18 protein-coding genes are annotated in these 18,576 nt (G+C 72.5%); 13 read left to right on the top strand and 5 right to left on the bottom strand.

Going from position 1 to position 18,576, the window contains the following annotated elements; translation table 11 throughout:
• Nucleotides 1-9: 9 nt before the first annotated feature.
• Together ACQP2P_RS34790 and ACQP2P_RS34785 are read right to left on the bottom strand one after the other, a co-directional pair.
• The gene (locus ACQP2P_RS34790; RefSeq protein ID WP_433608196.1) at nt 10-465 is read right to left on the bottom strand and encodes a nitroreductase family deazaflavin-dependent oxidoreductase; all 456 of its coding nucleotides are present in this window, start codon (nt 463-465) and stop codon (nt 10-12) included.
• Nucleotides 462-1,211 carry a hemerythrin domain-containing protein gene (locus ACQP2P_RS34785; protein WP_433608194.1) on the bottom strand — a complete coding sequence of 250 codons (750 nt, stop codon included), beginning with the start codon at nt 1,209-1,211 and terminating at the stop codon, nt 462-464. Before ACQP2P_RS34785 ends, ACQP2P_RS34790 begins: the two co-directional genes overlap by 4 nt.
• 55 nt (nt 1,212-1,266) lie before the next feature.
• Here ACQP2P_RS34785 and ACQP2P_RS34780 point away from each other — a divergent pair, with 55 nt between their 5' ends.
• The 6 genes from ACQP2P_RS34780 to ACQP2P_RS34755 all read left to right on the top strand — a co-directional run bounded on the left by ACQP2P_RS34780 (nt 1,267) and on the right by ACQP2P_RS34755 (nt 8,806).
• A complete protein-coding gene (locus tag ACQP2P_RS34780; RefSeq protein WP_433608192.1) occupies nt 1,267-1,896 on the top strand; it encodes a TetR/AcrR family transcriptional regulator in 630 nt (209 codons plus the stop codon).
• Between the two features lie 284 nt (nt 1,897-2,180).
• Nucleotides 2,181-5,297 (top strand): BTAD domain-containing putative transcriptional regulator, encoded by a 3,117-nt coding sequence (locus ACQP2P_RS34775; RefSeq protein ID WP_433608190.1) that lies wholly within the window; start codon nt 2,181-2,183, stop codon nt 5,295-5,297.
• Between the two features lie 5 nt (nt 5,298-5,302).
• Entirely contained in the window at nt 5,303-6,874 is a 1,572-nt protein-coding gene (locus ACQP2P_RS34770) for a bifunctional 3-(3-hydroxy-phenyl)propionate/3-hydroxycinnamic acid hydroxylase (RefSeq protein ID WP_433608188.1), read from the top strand.
• 158 nt (nt 6,875-7,032) lie between these two features.
• Complete coding sequence (locus ACQP2P_RS34765) at nt 7,033-7,710, top strand: BON domain-containing protein (RefSeq protein WP_433608186.1); 678 nt, start codon at nt 7,033-7,035, stop codon at nt 7,708-7,710.
• Nucleotides 7,707-8,012, top strand: coding sequence for a hypothetical protein (locus tag ACQP2P_RS34760; RefSeq protein WP_433608184.1), 306 nt, complete (start codon nt 7,707-7,709; stop codon nt 8,010-8,012). Before ACQP2P_RS34765 ends, ACQP2P_RS34760 begins: the two co-directional genes overlap by 4 nt.
• Before the next feature lie 236 nt (nt 8,013-8,248).
• Nucleotides 8,249-8,806, top strand: coding sequence for an HdeD family acid-resistance protein (locus ACQP2P_RS34755; RefSeq protein ID WP_433608182.1), 558 nt, complete (start codon nt 8,249-8,251; stop codon nt 8,804-8,806).
• 39 nt (nt 8,807-8,845) lie between these two features.
• Here the strand turns inward: ACQP2P_RS34755 and ACQP2P_RS34750 are convergent, their stop codons facing one another.
• From ACQP2P_RS34750 to ACQP2P_RS34740, 3 genes are all read right to left on the bottom strand, one after another.
• On the bottom strand, nt 8,846-10,150 hold the full coding sequence (locus ACQP2P_RS34750; protein ID WP_433608180.1) for an NAD(P)/FAD-dependent oxidoreductase: 1,305 nt from the start codon (nt 10,148-10,150) through the stop codon (nt 8,846-8,848).
• A gap of 66 nt (nt 10,151-10,216) precedes the next feature.
• Nucleotides 10,217-10,789 (bottom strand): general stress protein, encoded by a 573-nt coding sequence (locus tag ACQP2P_RS34745; RefSeq protein WP_433608178.1) that lies wholly within the window; start codon nt 10,787-10,789, stop codon nt 10,217-10,219.
• Between the two features lie 110 nt (nt 10,790-10,899).
• Nucleotides 10,900-12,033, bottom strand: coding sequence for a hypothetical protein (locus tag ACQP2P_RS34740; RefSeq protein WP_433608176.1), 1,134 nt, complete (start codon nt 12,031-12,033; stop codon nt 10,900-10,902).
• 239 nt (nt 12,034-12,272) lie between these two features.
• On the opposite strand from ACQP2P_RS34740, the gene ACQP2P_RS34735 reads away from it, so the two are divergent.
• The 7 genes from ACQP2P_RS34735 (at nt 12,273) to ACQP2P_RS34705 (ending at nt 18,533) form a co-directional block, all read left to right on the top strand.
• Nucleotides 12,273-12,956 carry a BON domain-containing protein gene (locus ACQP2P_RS34735; RefSeq protein ID WP_433608175.1) on the top strand — a complete coding sequence of 228 codons (684 nt, stop codon included), beginning with the start codon at nt 12,273-12,275 and terminating at the stop codon, nt 12,954-12,956.
• A gap of 272 nt (nt 12,957-13,228) precedes the next feature.
• Nucleotides 13,229-13,825: a redoxin domain-containing protein gene (locus tag ACQP2P_RS34730; protein WP_433608173.1), complete on the top strand. Its 597-nt coding sequence runs from the start codon at nt 13,229-13,231 to the stop codon at nt 13,823-13,825.
• Nucleotides 13,822-14,382 (top strand): DsbA family protein, encoded by a 561-nt coding sequence (locus ACQP2P_RS34725; RefSeq protein ID WP_433608171.1) that lies wholly within the window; start codon nt 13,822-13,824, stop codon nt 14,380-14,382. Before ACQP2P_RS34730 ends, ACQP2P_RS34725 begins: the two co-directional genes overlap by 4 nt.
• Nucleotides 14,383-14,452: 70 nt before the next feature.
• Complete coding sequence (locus ACQP2P_RS34720) at nt 14,453-15,490, top strand: hypothetical protein (protein ID WP_433608169.1); 1,038 nt, start codon at nt 14,453-14,455, stop codon at nt 15,488-15,490.
• A gap of 126 nt (nt 15,491-15,616) precedes the next feature.
• Nucleotides 15,617-16,261 (top strand): HAD family hydrolase, encoded by a 645-nt coding sequence (locus ACQP2P_RS34715; protein ID WP_433608167.1) that lies wholly within the window; start codon nt 15,617-15,619, stop codon nt 16,259-16,261.
• Between the two features lie 112 nt (nt 16,262-16,373).
• Entirely contained in the window at nt 16,374-17,513 is a 1,140-nt protein-coding gene (locus tag ACQP2P_RS34710) for a glutathione-independent formaldehyde dehydrogenase (protein ID WP_433608165.1), read from the top strand.
• A 336-nt stretch (nt 17,514-17,849) separates the two neighbouring features.
• A complete protein-coding gene (locus tag ACQP2P_RS34705) occupies nt 17,850-18,533 on the top strand; it encodes a BON domain-containing protein (RefSeq protein ID WP_433608163.1) in 684 nt (227 codons plus the stop codon).
• Nucleotides 18,534-18,576 lie beyond the last annotated feature (43 nt).

Below are 18,576 nucleotides of genomic sequence, written 5' to 3'. Positions count from 1 at the left end.
GCCCCGGCGTCACTGTGGGCGCAACCGGACGACGGCGATCCGGCGGCGCACCTTGGCCTGGTAGCCCTCGTAGGCGGCGAGCGATGCGACGAGCCGTGCCCACAGGGCGCTGCGCTGCTCGTCCTGCACCTCCGACGCGGTCACGCTGAGCCGCGCCCCGCGGGTCTCGACCACGGCGTTCGGGTCGGCCAGCAGGTTCAGCCACCACTGCGGCTCCCGGTCGATGCCGCCGTTGGACGCGGCCACGATGTAGTCGGTGCCGTCGCGCAGGTACAGCATCGGCACCGTGAACAGCTGACCCGAGCGCCGGCCGCGGGCCGTCAGCAGCAGCACGTCATTGCCGCGGAAGCGGTGCCCGATCCGGCCGTTGGTGCGGCGGAACAGGGCGATGTGCATCCGGGCCACATGCCTGCTCACCCAGGTGAACAGGCGGTCCTGGCGGCTGGCGCGGGCGCCGGTGCTCATGCGGCGGCCGCCGGTGCGACGTAGCGGAAGGTGCGGCGTTCGGCGCGGGCGAACCGCCGGACGAGGAGCCTTCCGAGCGCGTGCAGGACGGGACCGCCGGGGATCTTGCGCACGGCGTGCGGCGGGAGGCCGTACACCACCCAGGCGAGCACTGCGGGGACCTCGCGGGGGCTGTAGTCCGGCGAGAAGTGCTCCTTGTCGAGCCGCTCCCAGTCGTGCTGGGTGAGGTAGGTCTGGACGAGCGCCATCGCGTCACGCTCCTCGTGGGCGAGGTGGGCCTGGAGCCGGTCGCGCAGCTCGGTGACGTGCCCGGCGAGGGCCGCGCGCGTGTCGGCGGCGCCGGCGGCCCCGGCCGCCAGGGCGGAGAACCCGTCGCCGCAGGCCTGCAGCAGCGGATCGATGTGCTCGTGCTCGGCGGTCATCGCGTGCAGGACGGCGGCGTCCTCGCCACCGGCCGTGCGCGCCAGCAGCAGCGGCCAGAGCCCGGTGTCCTCGCCGTGGTGGTGCTTGTGCAGCACGCCCGAGAACAGTGCCCACCGGCGCTGCAGCCGTTTCCAGCACGCCCGGTCCCCGGCCGGGGTGGCGGCCGTGGCCGCGGTGAAGAGGGCGAGGTCGCGCCGGAAGGCGTGGTGCATCAGGTACATGCCCGCGGGGTCGACGGGGCCGGCGGGCGCGGCCGTCTGGCCGGGTAGGACGAGCTGCTCGACGCCGGGGGCGCCGTCCGGCCGGATGGTGGTTGTCATCATCTCTCCTTTCGCTTGAGTCAGGATACTATGAATTGACTTCTGATAAAGTCAATAAGTGGTCGAAGGAAAGCGGACATATCACTCGAAGATCCGCGCACAGCAGGCCGAGCGGACGCGAAGCGCCGTGATCGCCGCCGCCGCGGAGTGCTTCACCCGGCTCGGGTACGCCGAGACGACGATGAAAGCCGTCGCGGCGCACGCGGGCGTCTCGGCGCAGACCGTCTTCGCACTCGGCGGCAAGGCCGCGCTGCTGCTGGCCGCGGTCGACCGGAGCATCGCCGGCGCCGGCGGCGACATGCCGCTGCTCGCGCAGGAGCGGTTCCAGCGGATGCTCAACGCGCGCGCCAAGGACGAGAAGCTCCGCCTGCTGCGCGAGATCACGATGGACTGGCTCCCGACGGCGGGGCCGATCCTGCGCACGTTCCGCGAGGCGGCGCCCGGTGATCCCGAGATCGCCACGGCGTGGGAGGAGTACGAACGCCGCCGTCACCGCGACGCGGCAACCATCATCGAGTCCTGCTCGCACCTGCTGCGGCCGGAGCTGACGGTCGAGCGGGCCACGGACATCTACTGGGCGGTCCTCGGCCCGCAGGCGGCGGACGCGTTCATGCTCGGCCGGGGATGGTCGCTGACCGACTGCGTCGACTGGCTCATGGACGGCATGGACCGCCTGCTGTTGCGATGACGCCGGGGCGCGACTCGGCCCCCGCGGCCAGCAACGCCGGCTCCAGCATGGTCCGCAAATGGTCCGCAACCCCGTCCACCATCGCATGGAACAGCGCCTGGCCCTCCGCGTCGAGCGCCGGCAGCTGCGTGACGGACATCGTCAGCAGGCAGCCGTCCGGAACCGTCGGATCGGCGAGGCGACAGCGGGCGTGCCGCACAGCTGACACACCAGTCGGTGCATCGCGGTGCGGCGCGACCGTGGCGCGAGGTGGGCCGGGTAGGATCGCCCGAACTGTGCCGGGAATGACGAGGGAAAGCGCCGTGCGGTTCGGGATCCTGGGGCCGTTGCTGGTGTCCCGGGACGGCGAGCCGGTCGCGGTCGGTGGCCCCAAGCAGCGGGCGCTGCTGTCCCTGCTGCTCCTGCGGCCCAACCGGCTGCTCACGGCCGACTGGCTGGCCGACGCGCTCTGGGACGGCGCGCCGCCGTCGAGCGCGCTCGTGACGCTGCGGACATATGTCGCGGGTCTGCGCCGCGCCCTCGAACCCGGTCGCGGGCCGCGCTCGCCCGGCCGGATCGTGCGCTCCCACACCGGCGGCTACGAGCTGTGTGTGCCGCCCGAGTCGATCGATGCCGTGCGGTTCATCGCGCTCGCCGACGAGGGTGCCCGCGCGCTCGCCGACGGCGATCCCGGCACGGCCGAGCGGCGGTACGCCGAGGCCGTGGGCCTGTGGCGGGGCGAACCGGACGTCGCCGAGTTCGCCGCCGTGCGTCCCGACGTCGCCCGCCTCACCGAGACCCGGCTGGCCGCGGAGGAGGGCCGGCTGGCCGCCGCCGTGGCCGCCGGGCGCCCCGGTGCGGTGCTGCCGGACCTGCGGCGCTTCGTCGACGGGCACCCGGCGCGGGAGTCGGCGCGCGAGCAGCTGATGCTCGCCCTGTACCGTGCCGGCCGGCCGGCCGAGGCGCTCGAGGTGTTCGACGCGGGCCGGGTGCTGCTGGCCGACGAGTTCGGCGTGGAGCCCGGCCCGCGGCTGCGCGACCTGCACCGCCGGATCCTCAACCACACGGTTCCGCCCGCCGCCGCGCCCGCCACGGCGGGTTCGGTCGGCGCGGCGCGCGGGGCGCGGGGGAGGTCGCTCGTCGGCCGGGATGCCGAGCTGGCCCAGCTGGCGGACCTGCTGGCGGCGGCCGGCCGCGACGGCGGGCGCATCGCGACCATCGTCGGCGAGCCCGGCATCGGCAAGACCAGCCTGGCCGCCGCGATCGCGGACCGGGCCGCCGCGGCCGCGGTCCCGGTCGTGTGGGGCCGCTGCCCCGACCTCGGCGAGGCGCCGCCGTTCTGGCTGTGGACGCAGGTCCTGCGCGGTATCGCGGCGCTGCCGGGGTTCGGCGAGCCGGGCGCGAGCGCGGCGCTTGCCGGCTTCACCGCCGAGACGGCGAACGGCGCCGACGGGCCGGACCCGGCGGCCCGGTTCCGGGCCTACGAGGCGGTCGCCGGGCTCGTCGACGCGGTCGCCGAGCCGTCCGGCCTGGTCGTCGTCCTCGACGACCTGCACGCCGCGGACCCCGACTCGCGGCTGCTGCTGCGCTACCTGGCCACCACCGTCCACCGCGGCCGGGCGCTGGTCGTCGTCACCACGCGGCCGTACGACCACGACGCCGGGCTCGTCGCCACGCTCGCCGACCTGGCCCGCGCCGCCGGCGGCCGGCAGCTGCGGCTCGGGGGCCTCGGCACGGCCGCGGTGGCCGACCTGGTGCACGACCGGACCGGCGCGGCACCGGCCCCCGGGCTCGTCGATCGGCTCGTGCGGCGTACCGGCGGCAACGCGTTCTTCCTCACCGAGCTGCTCGCGTCCGAGGCCCCCTTGCGGGACCGGGCCGCGTTGCCCCCGAGCGTGCGCGACGCGGTCCTGCTGCGGCTGCAGGCGCCCGAGCCGGCCACCCGCGAATGTCTGGACCTGCTCGGCGTCGCCGGCCGCGAGCTCGACCTGCGGCTGCTGAACGCGGCGACCGGCACCGACGCGGCCGAGCTGCTGGCCGCCCCGGCCGCCGGCCACCTGATCGCCGGGGCCGGTCCGGGCGCGGTGCGCTTCCGGCACCCGTTGTTCGCCGAGGTCGCCTACGCCGAGCTGAGCGCGCCGAGACGGGCCGTGCTGCACGCCCGCCTCGCCGGCACCGCCGCGAGCATGCCGGGCCTGGGCGGGCTGACCCCGGCGGAGCTGGCCCGCCACTACGGGCAGGCGGTCGGGCTCGGCCACGGCGAGGACTTCCTGCGCTGGACGTTGCGGGCCGCCGACGACGCCACGTGGCGGCTGGCCTACGAGGACGCCCTCGCGCATCTCGACCGGGCCGCCGCCCGGCTCGCCCCCGCCGCCGCCACCTCGCCCGACGCGGCCGAGGCCGAGCTCACGGTACAGCTGCATCGCACCTCGCTGCTGCACATCACCGTCGGCGTGGGCAGCGACGCGGTCGAACAGGCCGCGGCCCGCGCGCGGCAGCTGCTCCCGCTCGCCGGCCCCGGCGCCGACCTGCGCACGGCACTGTGGACACTCGGCGAGGTCGCCTGCAACCGGGCCGAGTTCGCGATCGCCGCCGACCTGGCCCGCCGGCTGACCGGCGCCGCTGCGGACGACGACCCGCTGATCGCCGCCGCCGGGCCGTACCTGCTCGGTGTCGTCGGCTACTTCACGGGCCGTCTCGTCGAGGCCGACGCGCAGCTGACCGTCGCCGTCGACCGGCTGCGCACGGTCGAGCCGCGCCGGCTGCGCGGGCAGGTCGGGCGGACCCCGACCCTGTCGCCGTACAACTTCCGGGCGCTGGTGCGCTCGCTGCGCGGCGACCGGCCGGCGGCGCACGCCGACCTGGCGGCCGCGCGACGGCTCGCCGAGCACGCCGACGATCCGTACGGCCGGGGCAACGCCGTGCTGTTCGCGGCCTGGCTGGCCCTGCAGGAACGCGACGCCCCGGCGGGCCGTGAGGCCGCCCGGCGGTGCCGTGAGATCGGCGAGCGGCAGCACATGCCGCACTTCGTCGGCATCGGCGACTTCCTGGCGGACTGGGCGGCGGTGCACGGGGGCGAGCGGGCGCGGCTCACCGCCATGCGGGTCGCGGGCGAGGCCATCTACCGGCACGGACTGCGGGCCACGCGCACGATCGTGATCGCCGCGATGGCCGACGCGTACCTCACGGCCGGCGACCCGGCGACCGCGGCGGCGCTGGCCGACGAGGGACTCGCCGCGGCCGAAGCCGTCGGCGAGCGGGTGCTCACCGCCGAGCTGCGCCGCGTGCGGGGCCTGGCCCGCGGCGACGACCGGGACGTGCGGCGCGGCGCCGCGGACGCCGCCGAGCAGGGCGCCGGGCTGCTGGTGAGCCGCTGTGGAGACCGGCCTCCACAGGATCTCCACAGGCGTCGTCTTCGCTAGGCGGCATGCATCCTGACGTCGTCGTGGTGGGCTGCGGGCCGGTCGGCGCGCTCACCGCCAACCTGCTCGGCATGCGCGGCGTGCGCACCCTGGTCGTCGAGCGCAGCACCGCGGCACACCAGCAGCCCCGGGCGTTCTCCTGCGACGACGAGGCGCTGCGGGTGTACCAGCAGGCCGGGCTGCGCGACGAGGTGGCCGCCGGCATGTACGCCCCGCCGGTCGTCGACTACGTCGACGGCCGCGGCAGGCCCTTCGCCACGATCGCCCTCGACGAGATCGACTTCGGGCTCGGCAGCGCACCCCTGCACTTCTTCGACCAGCCGCGCCTCGAGGCGTCGCTGCGCGCGGGCCTCGACCGGTTCCCGCACGTCACCCTGCGCACCGGCGTGGAGCTCACCGACCTGACCCCGGACGGCGACGGCGTCACGGTCGGGCTCCGCGACGTCGCGACCGGCGAGGCCGCCACGGTACGCACCCGGTACGTGCTGGGCTGCGACGGCGCCCGCAGCACGACGAGGACCGCCGCCGGCATCCGGCTCGTCGGCGCGTCGTACGAGGAGCCCTGGCTGGCGATCTCCGGCGACGTCGGGCCCGGCGGGGTCCGCCAGCCGCGGACCCGGTTCGTCTGCGACTGGCGGCGCCCCGCGTTCGTCTCGCCGGGCGCCTTCGGCACCCATCGCCTGGAGTTCATGCTCCGCGACGGCGAGACGCCGCAGGAGATGAGCCGGCCGGAGACGGTCGCCCGGCTGGTGGCCCCGTACGTCGATCCGGAGCGCTTCACCGTCACCCGCGCCGTCGTCTACACCTTCCACCATCTGATCGCCGAGCGGTGGCGCAGCGGACGCGTGTTCCTGCTCGGCGACGCGGCGCACCAGATGCCGCCGTTCCTGGGCCAGGGCCTGTGCAGCGGCCTGCGCGACGCCGCGAACCTCACCTGGAAGCTCGCGCTGGTCCTCGACGGCACGGCGGGCCCCGGCCTGCTCGACACGTACGAGGCCGAACGGCGCCCGCACACCGAGGAGATGGCGGCCACGAGCGTCCGCTTGGGCCGGGTGTTCCTGGTCCGCAACCGCTACGCCGCCGCCGCGCGCGACGCGGTGCTCCGCGCCGCGCAGATCGTGCCGCGGGTTCGCCGGTTCGTGCGTCACTTCGAGTTCAAGCCGGCCCCGGCAGTGCGCACGGGCATGCTGTCCGGTGGCGTGCGCAAGGGCCCGATCGGCACGATGTTTCCCCAGCCGAAGATCACGACGCCGGGCACGACGACCCCGCGCCTGCTGGACGACGTGCTCGGCCCGGCCTTCGCGGTGATCGGCCCGGACGTCGACGCACGGACGGCGGCCGCCTGGGCGGGGCCCCCGGCGACCTTCGTCCGGGTCCTGCCGGCCCGTTCGTCCGGCCCCGCGCGCGGCCCGGCCCACGACGTCGTCAACGTGGTCGACGTCGACGGCGTGCTCGGCGCATGGTTCGACCGGCATCGGGTGGACGTGGCCGTGCTGCGCCCGGACCGCTTCGTCTACTCCACCGCCGCGGACGCCGTGCCGCTGCGCTCGGAGCAGCCGCGCCCCACGGCCGTCTAGCTCCCGGTGCCGGGCGTGGGCTGGGTTCACGCATCCGCGGGACTCGTGCGCAGCCGTCGGACAGGTCATCCGGCGGGGGCGGTGCCATCTCACCCGACCGGATCGAGGATCGGTGTGTACCCGCACGCAGCGCCGACCAGACGCGCAGGAGGCAGCCAATGACCACCGCGACAGCGGCCCCAAACGACGAACTTGTCCAGCAGGACGTCTTCAACGAACTCAAGTGGGACGCCCGGCTACAACCGAACGAGATCGGCGTGATCGTCAAGGACGGTGTGGTCACGCTGACCGGTTGGGTGGACAGCTACGTGAAGAGGTGGGCTGCGGAGCGGGCCGCTCAGCACGTTCGCGGGGTGAAGGCGGTGGCGAACGACATCAAGGTCCGGGTGCCGGGCGTGGCGGAGCGTACCGACGCCGACATCGCCGCGGCGGCGGCGTGGGCGTTGGAGTGGGACGCGATCTTGGCGTCGGGTTCAGTGACGGCGACGGTGACCAACGGCTGGGTCACGCTGCGCGGTGCAGTGGAGTGGGAGTACCAGAAGCGGGAGGCCGAACGGGCGGTGCGCCGGCTGACCGGGGTACGCGGGGTGTCCAACCTCATCACCGTCCGGGCCCGTAGCAAGCCCTCACCCGAGGAGCTCCGGCGAAAGATCGAGGAGGCGCTGATCCGCGCCGCGGCGCTCGACGCCGATCGGATTCAGGCCGAGGTTCAGGGTGACACGGTCATCCTCAAGGGCTCCGTGCGTTCGTGGATGGAACGCGAGGAGGCCGGACGGGCCGCTTCATCCGCGCCGGGCGTGACGACGGTGGACAACCGCGTCATCGTTGCGCCATGACCACTGTGCAGCGCCCGGCGGGGCGCGTACTGACCGCCATCGTGCCGTGTCCACCCGGGTGGTATGCCCGCTGGCAGTTCGGCGAGGAGCACTTCGTGTCGTACCCGGTGATCGCATGGGCGTTGGCCAAGAGCGCCGACGGTCAGGCGAAGGTCGTCGGCGTGGACGCGGCCGGACTATGGCCCGGCGGCGACGAGGAGCAGCCCGGCGGGGCCTTCGTCCGGTACATCTTCCAGCCCGTCGAGTCCGGCGCCCCGGACGACGTTTTCAATCCGGTGCAAAGCCCGACGGAACACAAATAGCCGGGCCAGACCGGCGAGGACGCCAACCGCGAGGCAGGTGATCGCCCGGGGGCCGATCACCTGCTCGACTGTGGCGGCCACGACCCGCGCGGCGGCCGGACGGAGACCAGCCGATTCGGGTGAGGCCGCCTCACGCCCGCGCAGGCCAGCGTGCAGGCGAGGCGGGCCGTGGCCGGGGGCCGCCGCTCGGCGCTGAGGACGTCCGGCCCACCGCTAGCGGTACGAAAGGTGCAGTCGTGGAACTGGAAAGCAGACATCTGTGGTCGCTCGTCCTACGGGGAGCCGTCGCGATCGTGTTCGGCCTGCTGGCCTTGGTGTGGCCCGCGGTGACGGTCGTCGTGCTGGCGCTGCTGGTGGGCGCCTACCTCGTCGTCGAAGGCGTCACGGCGATCATTGCGGGGTTCCGGCGCGCTCGCGACACCGCGCAGCGGGCGGCCTACCTCCTGGCCGGGCTCATCGGCGTCGTCGCCGGAGTGGTGGCCCTGCTGTGGCCGGGCGTCACCGCGTTGGTGCTGGCCGTGCTGTTCGGCGTCTGGGCGCTGATGACCGGCGTCCTGGAAATCTGGGCGGCCACGCGGGTTCGCGGCCAGTGGCTCATGCTCGCGGTCGGTGTGTTGTCGGTGGTGGCCGGCGTGCTCGTCCTGGTCCGCCCCACGCTCGGCGTCCTTGCCATCGCCCTCGTGGTCGGGGTGTACGCCCTCGTCGTCGGTGCGCTCATCCTCGTGGAGGCGTGGCGGGAGTACCGCTCCAGGCATACGCCGATGCACCACCGGCCCGCCTCCGCCGCACACTGACCCACCGTGCCCCATCCGACCCGCACCGCAGTCGGCGCGTCAGCGGCGCACCACGACGCGCTCGGGCGTGGCGGTGTCCAGCGGGACGCCCGGCGGCGGTAGGACGCCCAGCTGCGCTGTCTGGCGGGGCAGCATCGCGTCCAGCACCCAGTCGGCCGCGGTACGAACACGGTTGCCGGGCAGCGACAGCAGATGGTAGCCGCGGGCCACCGTCTTGGCCGGCAACCCGGTGAGGGGCACGCCGAGCGGGTTCGCCGCCGCCTGCACGCCGCCGAGATCCACGACAAAACCCAGATCGTGATGCTTGTACGGTCGTCGCCGGCCCTGTCCGTAGGACGCGGCGATGTTGTGGGCGGCCTGTCTGCCCTGCCGTTGCGCGTGCTGTGCCGTCATCGGCGTCAGCTGCCCCGGCCGGGTCAGGTCCGGCACCGCGGCGGCGTCGCCGCAGGCGTACACCTCGGGGTGGCCGGGCACGTTGAGGTACTCGTCGACCACCAGTCTCCCGTTCACGGTCTCCAGGCCGAGCTGGTCGACCAACGGGTCGGGGCGCACGCCGACGCACCAGATCAGCGAGCGGGTGGGCAGGAAGCTGCCGTCGGTGAGCCGGACACCCTCATGCGTGGCCTCCTGCACCGACGTGCCCAGGCGGACGTCGACGCCCCGTTCGCGAAGCACCCGGTCGGCCGTCCGCGACAGCCGTTCGTCCAGCTCGGGCAGCACCCGGCCCGCCACGTCGAGCACGAGCCAGCGCGGTCGTCGCCTGCCGAGACGCGGATGCCTCGAGTGCAGCACGTCGGTGTAGAGCACCCCCTGCGCGGCCATCTCCGTGCCGGTGTAGCCGGCGCCGACCACGACGAACGTGGACCGCGCCGCCCGCTCGCCCGGATCGTCGGTCGCGTCGGCCAGCTCGATCTGGCGGGTCATGTGATCGCGCAGGTACAGGGCCTCCGGGCTGCCTCGCAAGCCGTGCGCGTGCTCGGCGACACCGGGGATCGGCAAGAGCTTGTTGACGCTGCCGGCGGCAAGGACCAGCCGGTCGTAGCCGATCTGCCCGGGCCGGTCCTCGGGGTCGGTCCACCGCACCTCCCGCGCGGCGAGGTCGATGCCGTCGACCTCGCCCAGGATGAGCCGGACAGCGGGCAGTGTCTCGGGCACCGACACCGCGATCCGGCGCGGCTCGAGCAGGCCCGTGGCCACCTCGGGCAACAGCGGCACGTACAGGAAGTGGTCGGTCGGGTTCACCACCACGAGCTCAGCTCTGCCGCGCGCACGCCGCGAAAGCGTGCGCGCGGCGTAGTAGCCGGCGAACCCGGCCCCGACGATCACGACTACCGGTCTGGCCACGAGGGACCCCTTCCCGCCGCGGGCGCATCCGTCAGCTGGGCCCTGCGACCTACCGGCTTGGCTGACTTATCGGCGCGGGTCGGTCGGCAGGCGGCTGAGCATCTCACGGGCCTGGTCGGCGACGTCGGCGTCGACGATGAGGGTGTAGTGGTCGGCCTGCAGCATCGGGGTGGAGGTGAAGTCGCGTTGCCCCCGGGTCATGGCGTGGGCGATTGCGCCGAAGGCGGCGCCCCAGACCACGCCGGCGATGATCGCGAAGAGCAGGACCTGCCACCAGGCGCCGACGGCGAACGCACCGAGCAGGATGCCGATCAGCAGACCGAACCACGCGCCGGAGCTGGCGCCGGCCAGCGCCGCCCGGCCGATCGTCAGCCGGCCGTGCACCTGCTCGACCAGCCGGAGGTCGGAGCCGACGATCCGGACGCGGTCGACCGGGAACCCGTTGTCGGAGAGGAAGTCGACGGCGCGTTGTGCGGCGGCGTAGTCGGGGTAGCTGGCGACCGCGACGGTGGGCTGTTCGATGCCGGCACGGCCGTCGGCGGTGTTTTCGCCGCGTGTTGCCGGACGGGTGCCGGACGGGCCCCGCGGCATGGTGTCGTTGTTGCGCAGGCTGTACGCGCTGCGGCTCGGGCGAGTCATGTCGTGCTCCTGTCGTTGCGGGGTTGTCGGCTGCACCTGCTGGGTCACCCGGGCCTGTCGTCGGTCGTCGGGGGTGAGGCAGACACCCTCTGTGAGGTGAACGGCGCGGCTCAAAGTTGTGGGGCGGGCGGGAGCGGGAAGCGCAGGGCCGCCGCGACACGGTGCGGGCGAAGCCGCGGGTTGTCCGCGACATGTTTCACCGCGCCGCCCTCCTCGACGACGAACTCGGCCAGTTCGTCGAGGAGGTCCGGTGTCTGCCGGGTGGGCTGCCCGCACAGCGGGCACTGCTGGCCGGAGGTGCCCAGCCAGCCGGACTCGTCGCAGACCACGCCGGGAACGGCGGCCCCTTCGTGGATCACCAGGTGCTGCACGGCGGCCACGGAGCCGGCCCAGAGGCACGGCTCCAGACCGATGGCGCCGGGCCGGCCCTCCGCGACGGCCTCGAAGATCTCGTCGACCAGGCGCTGTTCCTCGTGGCGTTCGTAGCGCTCCATGATGTCCTCGGCGCTGCGCCGGATGTCGGCCACGGTCGCGGTGTCGGGATCAACAGCGAAGGTCCCGGCCACCCGGGAGGCCACATCGCGGGACAGGAACCCGGTGAAGGCCGACAACTCGTGCGGATGCCCGCCCAGGGCGATCACGTCGAAGCGTTCGGTCCGCAGCAGTTGGTCGAGCGCCGAACCGACCCGCCGGTAGTGGCGCTTGCTCAGTTCGTCGGCCTTGTTGCGCACCCGGTACTCCGCCATGCCGTAGGCGAAGTCGGGCTTGCGCAGCGCCGGGTCTTTGATCTGGGTGATCTCCCGCATCTCGCCCAGATACAGCTCCCAGATCTGCGCCCAGGCCTTGTTCACCAGCACCACACACATCCGGTGGTACTCGTCAAGGACCGCCAGCATCGGGCGGACCCACGGCGTCGTGTCCACCACGACGCGATCCCGGACCGGCCGGGGCAGCGAGACCCGCTCGAACAGTCCGTTGCCGCTGCTGGCGAAGATGGCCAGCCCGCCCGGTTGCAGCCGCTCCTCGTGGGCGAGGTCCTTGATGCGTCGCATGTCGGTCCGGATCGACAGCCGCACGTCGTGCTCCAGCGACTTGTCCTCGCTGAGCGGTTCGATCTGGTGCAGCAGGCTCGACACCTGGCTGCGGGCGGACTTGTCCGGCCCGATCCCGAGATACATCGAGATCACCGGGAAACGGCCACCCTGGAACCGGATGAGGCGGTTGACGACGTCTTGCGAGATCATGCGAAGGTCCCTCCGGTGTGGGACAAACCTGGCGCAGGTCGCTCGGGTCGTGGCGAACTCCGGGCTGCTACCCGGTCCGGCACCGTCTAACCGCGCGTGCAACCCCCACATCGCGGCATTGCGGCCGTCGGGCGGGCTGCGCGCGTCATCCGGGCGGGGCGGTGCCGTGTCATCCGGCTCGGACCGAGCATCGGGGCGTTCGGATACCGATCGCCGTCCCGGCGTGCAGGAGGCAGCCCATGACCAGCGCAACAACGACCGAGACTCGCACAGACGAACAGATCCAGCGGGACGTCCTCACCGAACTCAAATGGGACGCCCGTCTGCAACCCAACGAGATCGGAGTGATCGTCAAGGGCGGCGTCGTCACACTGACCGGGTGGGTCGACAGCTTCGTCAAGAAGTGGGCCGCGGAGCAGGCCGTCGAGCACGTCCGCGGGGTCCGGGCCGTGGCCAACGACATCGAGGTCCGGCTGCCGGGCTGGGCGGAGCGCACCGACGCCGACATCGCCGCGGCCGTGGCCCGGGCGTTGGAGTGGGACGCGGTGCTGCCGCCCGGCGCGGTCACCGCCTCGGTGTCCAACGGGTGGGTGACGCTGCGCGGCGAGGTCGAGTGGGAGTACCAGCGGCGGGAAGCCGAACGGCAGGTCCGCCGGCTGACCGGCGTGCGGGGCGTCACCAACCTCATCACAGTGCGCCCGAAGAGCAACGTCTCACCCGACGAACTGCGACGGAAGATCCGGGAGGCGCTGACGCGCGCCGCCGAGGTGGACGCCCAGAACATCGAGATCGACGTCCAGGGTGACACGGTCGTGCTCAAGGGCACCGTGCGCTCCTGGGCCGAACGCGAGGAGGCCGAACGGGCCGCGTGGTCGGCGCCGGGTGTGACCACCGTCAAGAACCGCATCGTGATCGAGCCCTGACCGCCGTTCCCCGGGACCCGGGGCGAAGGATTGTCCAGAGCCTACGGTCCACGTAGGCCGCAACCCGGACAGATCCATTCGGACCAAGGGCCGCCGCCCCTGTGTCACCGTGCCGGGCGGCGGCTTCGGGCTGCGGCAGAGCGGCGACCCTTGCGGGCATCCGCTCATCAACCGGGTAGCCGGCCAGGTGCCCCCGCAGGAGGCGATACGGGTGGCCCGCCCACCCTGAGAGGGTGGTCCGGTCTCGCCCAGGGCGCGCCGACGATGGTGTCATGGCGAGGGGACAAGGGCTGTTGCCGCCGGGTCAAGAGGCGCCGAACTTCGTGTTGCCGAGCACGCCCGACCAGCACGTGGCGTTGTCCGACCTGCGGGGCGGGCCGGTGGTGCTCGCGTTCTACCCGGCGGACTGGAGCCCGGTCTGCGGCGACCAGATGGCGCTGTACCAGGCGGTACTGCCCGAGTTCGCCCGCTACAACGCCATCCCGGTGGGCATCTCGGTCGACGGCGTGTGGTGCCACCGCGCGTTCGCCGAGAACCGGGCCATACGCTTCCCGCTTCTGGCCGACTTCCATCCGAAGGGTGACGTGGCCCGGCAGTACGGGGCGTACAGCGACGATGACGGCGTCGCCGAACGTGCGCTGTACGTGATCGACCCGGAAGGCATGGTGTCCTGGAGCCACCTTTCGCCGCGCGGGCTGAACCCGGGCGCGGACGGCATCCTCAATGCGCTGGCGGACCTGTCCGCCGAGCGCAAGGGCGCGCAGATGCGGCCGGATGCCCATCAGGATGCGGACATGGCCGAGCAGATCGCCGGACGCCGTGAGGCGAACCAGGCGCGCCGTGACGAGTTGGAGGACGAGACGCCATGACATCGCCGCTGCAGACCGCGACTGCCCGGCTCGTCGTGCCGGTCACCGAACGCGATCACTCGATCGGACCAGCCGACGCGCCGGTCACGATCGTCGAGTACGGCGACTATCAGTGCCCGTTCTGCGCGAGGGCGCACCCCATCGTCGGTGAGCTGCTGCGCCGGCGGGAGGACACGGTCCGCTTCGTGTATCGGCACTTCCCACTGACGAACCTTCACCCGTTCGCGGAGATGGCGGCCGAAGCTGCCGAGGCGGCCGGCGCCCAGCGCCGCTTCTGGCCGATGCACGACTGGCTCTTCGACCACCAGGACGAGCTCGACGCGGCGACCATCCTCGCGGGCGCGGAGGCGGTGGGGCTCGACGCCGAGGCGATCGCCGGGGCGATCCGCAGCCGCCAGTACCTCGACAAGGTGCGTTCGGATTTCGTCGGTGGGGTCCATAGCGGGGTCAACGGCACGCCGACGTTCTTCATCAACGGCGTTCGGCACGACGGCGGCTACTCGCTGGAAGAGTTGGAGTTCGCCGTCGACGCGGCGGCTGTGGACGCCGAAGCCTGAAGCCGGCGGCGCCGGCCACGCAGCGGGCGACATCCGCGCACACGGTGCTGGTCGCCGTGCGGGTGACCCGGTGATCGTCGGGCTGGTCGCGTCGCCCGGACCGGCCGCGGATCTGGCCCGCCAGGTCGCCGGCGAGCTTCCGGACATGCTCGCCGGCGGTTCGCCGGGCGCTGCGTGGACCGTTCGCGTGAGCATCGATCGGCTGGTCGACCACCCCGCCGAGCTGTCACAGCTGATCGACGCCGCCCGCCGCCGGATGTTGCACGAGGGTTGGCAGCTCACGGTGTGCTTGACCGATCTGCCGTTGCAGCGGTCCCGGCGGCCGGTGGTCGCGCACGCCAGCGCCAGCCATTCGGTCGCGGTCCTGTCAGTTCCGGCGCTCGGCCCGGTCGCGGTCGCCGGCCGCGCGCGCGAGACCATCGTCCGGCTCGTGAACGCCCTGTTCGCCGGGGACGACGAGCACACCGCCCGCCAGTTCGGCAGCCCGGTGCGAGCCGACCACGGCGGCGTCGGCCTGGTCGCCGGTGTGGTGACCGGAAACCTGCGCCTGCTGCTCGGCATGTTGCGCGCCAACCGGCCGTGGCGGCTGACGATCGGGCTGTCGAGGGCCCTCGTCGCGGCGATCGCCGCCGGGGTGTTCGCGCTGGTCACCAGCGACATCTGGCGGCTCGCGGTGGAGTACACCCGGGTGCGGCTGGCCCTGCTCGGCGCCGGCGCGGTGCTGGCGGTCGTGGTGACCATCATCGTGAGCGCCTCGCTGTGGGAGCGCCTACCGCGGGGCGCGGCGCGTGGGTCGCCCGCAGGGCAACAGGTGATCCTGTTCAATGTGGTCACCGTGCTGACGGTCGTGATCGGCGTGCTCGCCCTGTATCTGGCGCTGCTCGTACTGGCGCTCGGCGGCGTCCTGCTGCTGGTGCCCGAAGCGGGCTTGAGCAACGCTCTCGGCCGTCCGGCCGGCACCGGTGATTTCCTGGCCATCGCCTGGCTGGCTTCCTCGGTGGCCACGGTCGGCGGCGCATTGGGCGCCGGGCTGGAGAGCGACGAGTCGGTCCGGGAGGCGGCGTACCGCTACCAGCCGGACGAGGCCATCGATGAGAGCCGGAGCTGAGCGGGGCCGATGCCCGCTCCTACCTACCGCAGGAGGACCAGGCCGCCGCTTTCGGGGTCTGGAGAAAACGTCGTCCGCCGACATGACCCCCGCCCATCCGGGTAGCCCGGCACCGTGACCAGCGGAGTGCTCTTCGATCTCGACGGCACGCTCGTCGACACCTCATACCTGCACACGGTGTCGTGGTGGCAGGCATTCCGGCAGTATGAGCGCGATGTCGAGATGGCCAAAATCCATCGAGCCATCGGCATGGGTGCCGACCGGATCCTCGACCATCTGCTCGGCCCTGACCACGACCGGTACGACGACGACAACATCCGCGCCGCGCACAGGAGCCTCTATGCCCAGTACTGGTGGCGCGTCCGTCCCACACCCGGTGCGCATGAACTGCTGCAGGCCGTCGACGAACGCGGCCTGCGGGTCGTGATCGCCTCCTCCGCGTCCCGCAACGAGCTGGAGATCATGATGACCGCCCTCGACGCACAGGACGTCGTCGACACCGCCACGTCGCTCGACGATGCGGGCGCGAGCAAGCCGGCACCGGACACCATCCAGGTCGCGCTCGCCCGCAGCGGACTTTCCCCGGACGAGGTGGTGTTCGTCGGCGACTCCGTCTGGGACGTCTCCGCCGCCCGCGCGCTCGCCATCCCCTGCATCGGCCTGACCTGTGGCGGCATCAGCGCCGCCGAACTGCACGAGGCGGGTGCGGTCCGCGTGTACGAGCATCCGCGTGCGCTGCTCGAGGCGGGCGAGGGCGCCTTCAGCCGCTGAGCGGGATGCCGGTGCCGCGCTGCGGCAACCGCGGTTCGCCTGACCCCGCGGTTCGCCCGGCAGGTCAGTTCAGCGTCCCCCGGCGGGGTAGTGCAGCGTCATGAAAGCTGTCGTGTATGAGGGACCGCGTAAGGTCGCGGTCAAGGACGTGCCGGACCCGCGCATCGAGCACCCGCAAGATGTCTTGGTCCGGATCACCACCACCAACATCTGCGGTTCGGACTTGCACATGTACGACGGTCGGACCGACATGGAGACCGGCCGGGTCCTGGGCCATGAGAACCTCGGTGAGGTCATCGAGGTCGGTGCGGGCGTCGACAAGGTCCGTGTCGGTGACATGGTGTGCCTGCCGTTCAACATCTCGTGTGGGCACTGCGCGAACTGTGAGCGTGGCCTGACCGCGTTCTGCCTGCGGACGAATCCGGATCCGGGGATGGTCGGTGCCGCGTACGGCTTTGCCGGCATGGGCCCGTACAACGGTGGTCAGGCCGAGCTGCTGCGGGTGCCGTTCGGTGACTTCAACTGCCTGGTGCTGCCGGAGAACGCTCGTGACCGGGATCGGCAGCGCGACCTGGTGATGCTGGCGGACATCTTCCCGACCGGCTGGCACGCGACGCAGCTCGCCTGTGTGCAGCCCGGTGACAGCGTGGTGATCTACGGTGCCGGGCCGGTGGGTCAGATGGCGGCGCTGTCGGCGACGATCAAGAACGCGGCCAAGATCATGGTGGTCGACTTCCATCAGGACCGCCTGGAGCTGGCCTCGAAGATCGGTGCGATTCCGATCGACGCGTCCAAGGAGTCCGTCGTCGACCGGGTGATGGAGGAGACGAACGGTCTCGGCGCGGACCGGGGCTGCGAGTGTGTCGGCTACCAGGCCCACGACGCGTCCGGGCGGGAGCACCCGGAGATGACGATGAACAGTCTCGTGCAGACGGTCAAGTTCGCCGGGACGATCGGCGTTGTCGGCGTGTTCGTACCCAAGGACCCCGGCAGCCCGGACCAGCTCTACCACGAGGGGAAGATCGCGTTCGACCACGGCCTGTTCTGGACCAAGGGCCAGACGATGGGCACCGGGCAGTGCAACGTCAAGGCGTACAACCGGGCGCTGCTCAACCTGATCATCGAGGACAAGGCGCGGCCGTCGTACATCGTGTCGCACGAGCTGCCGCTGCAGCGGGCCCCGGAAGGCTACGAGCACTTCGACAAGCGTGAGCGCGGCTGGACCAAGGTGATCATGCACCCGGACCTCTGACGCGCAACGAGGGTTTGCGAGCCACGCTTGCCGGTGGCTCGCATTCCTGCCGCGAATCCGCCGGGAGCCGGCCCAGGCGTTGGACCTGCCCGCACCCCCGACCCGGCGTCATGGTGTGCGACCTCTCGCCGTCGCCGGGGCCGGACCACCAGGCCTCGCCGCCGCCACCCTCACGTAGTCGCCGACGCCCCGCGCCGACCCCCGCAGGGGCCGCGGTTTGCGCTGCTCGCTGTCGTGATGCCGGTTGCGAGCCGCTGCCCACGTCACTCCTACCGGGTGGTCACGTGCCGGTCCGGCCGAAGAACGGTTGAACGTGGTCCGGTGGAAGGAGCAGACATGAGTACCGCAACCTTCACGCGCGCCGACGCTGACATCGAGCGGGACGTGACCGAGGAACTGCGGTGGGATTCCCGCCTGCAGCCCAACGCCATAGCCGTCGGGGTACACGACGGCGTGGTGACGTTGGCCGGATGGGTCGACAGCTACCCGAAGAAGTTGGCCGCCGAGCGTGCGGTGCACCGGATCCGTGGGGTGAAGGCGGTCGCCGACGACATCGAGGTCCGGTTGCCGATCGCGGCGCAGCTGCCGGACCCGGAGATCGCCGCGTCTGCCGTCCGCGCACTGGAATGGGACGCGTTCATCCCGATCGAGCATGTCGAGGTGACGGTATCCAAAGGCTGGGTCACGCTGCGGGGCGAGGTCGAATGGGAGCATCAGCGCAGAGCCGCGGAGCGCGCCGTAGACAAACTGCCCGGTGTGCGCGGCGTGACCAACCTCCTGTCGGTCCGTCCGCGTCCGGCGGTGCAGCCGTCACCGAAAGACCTGCGCACGCGGATCGAGGAGGCACTCGTACGCAGCGCCGAGACCGACGCCGAGCACGTGAACGTCGACGTGCAGAACGACAAGGTCGTGCTCACCGGCCACGTCCGGTCGTGGGCCGAGCGGGAGGAAGCCGAACGGGTCGCGTGGTCGGCGCCGGGCGTGACGGCCGTCGAGAACCGCATCGTCATCGCCCCGTGAGGTGGATCGCCGCAGCCGCCGTCGTGGCCCGCGACCCGTCAGG

The sequence above is a fragment of the Dactylosporangium sp. CA-139114 genome, from assembly GCF_050955725.1.
Lineage (GTDB): Bacteria > Actinomycetota > Actinomycetes > Mycobacteriales > Micromonosporaceae > Dactylosporangium.
This window is presented reverse-complemented; position numbering and strand designations above follow the sequence as displayed.

Bases quoted from the DNA above. Each gene is read 5' to 3' on its own strand.
- ACQP2P_RS34740 (WP_433608176.1), bottom strand. From the start codon at position 12,033: ATGATCTCGCAAGACGTCGTCAACCGCCTCATCCGGTTCCAGGGTGGC.
- ACQP2P_RS34735 (WP_433608175.1), top strand. From the start codon at position 12,273: ATGACCAGCGCAACAACGACCGAGACTCGCACAGACGAACAGATCCAG.
- ACQP2P_RS34705 (WP_433608163.1), top strand. From the start codon at position 17,850: ATGAGTACCGCAACCTTCACGCGCGCCGACGCTGACATCGAGCGGGAC.
- ACQP2P_RS34745 (WP_433608178.1), bottom strand. From the start codon at position 10,789: ATGACTCGCCCGAGCCGCAGCGCGTACAGCCTGCGCAACAACGACACC.
- ACQP2P_RS34725 (WP_433608171.1), top strand. From the start codon at position 13,822: ATGACATCGCCGCTGCAGACCGCGACTGCCCGGCTCGTCGTGCCGGTC.
- ACQP2P_RS34730 (WP_433608173.1), top strand. From the start codon at position 13,229: ATGGCGAGGGGACAAGGGCTGTTGCCGCCGGGTCAAGAGGCGCCGAAC.
- ACQP2P_RS34790 (WP_433608196.1), bottom strand. From the start codon at position 465: ATGAGCACCGGCGCCCGCGCCAGCCGCCAGGACCGCCTGTTCACCTGG.
- ACQP2P_RS34770 (WP_433608188.1), top strand. From the start codon at position 5,303: ATGCATCCTGACGTCGTCGTGGTGGGCTGCGGGCCGGTCGGCGCGCTC.
- ACQP2P_RS34765 (WP_433608186.1), top strand. From the start codon at position 7,033: ATGACCACCGCGACAGCGGCCCCAAACGACGAACTTGTCCAGCAGGAC.
- ACQP2P_RS34775 (WP_433608190.1), top strand. From the start codon at position 2,181: ATGACGAGGGAAAGCGCCGTGCGGTTCGGGATCCTGGGGCCGTTGCTG.
- ACQP2P_RS34785 (WP_433608194.1), bottom strand. From the start codon at position 1,211: ATGATGACAACCACCATCCGGCCGGACGGCGCCCCCGGCGTCGAGCAG.
- ACQP2P_RS34760 (WP_433608184.1), top strand. From the start codon at position 7,707: ATGACCACTGTGCAGCGCCCGGCGGGGCGCGTACTGACCGCCATCGTG.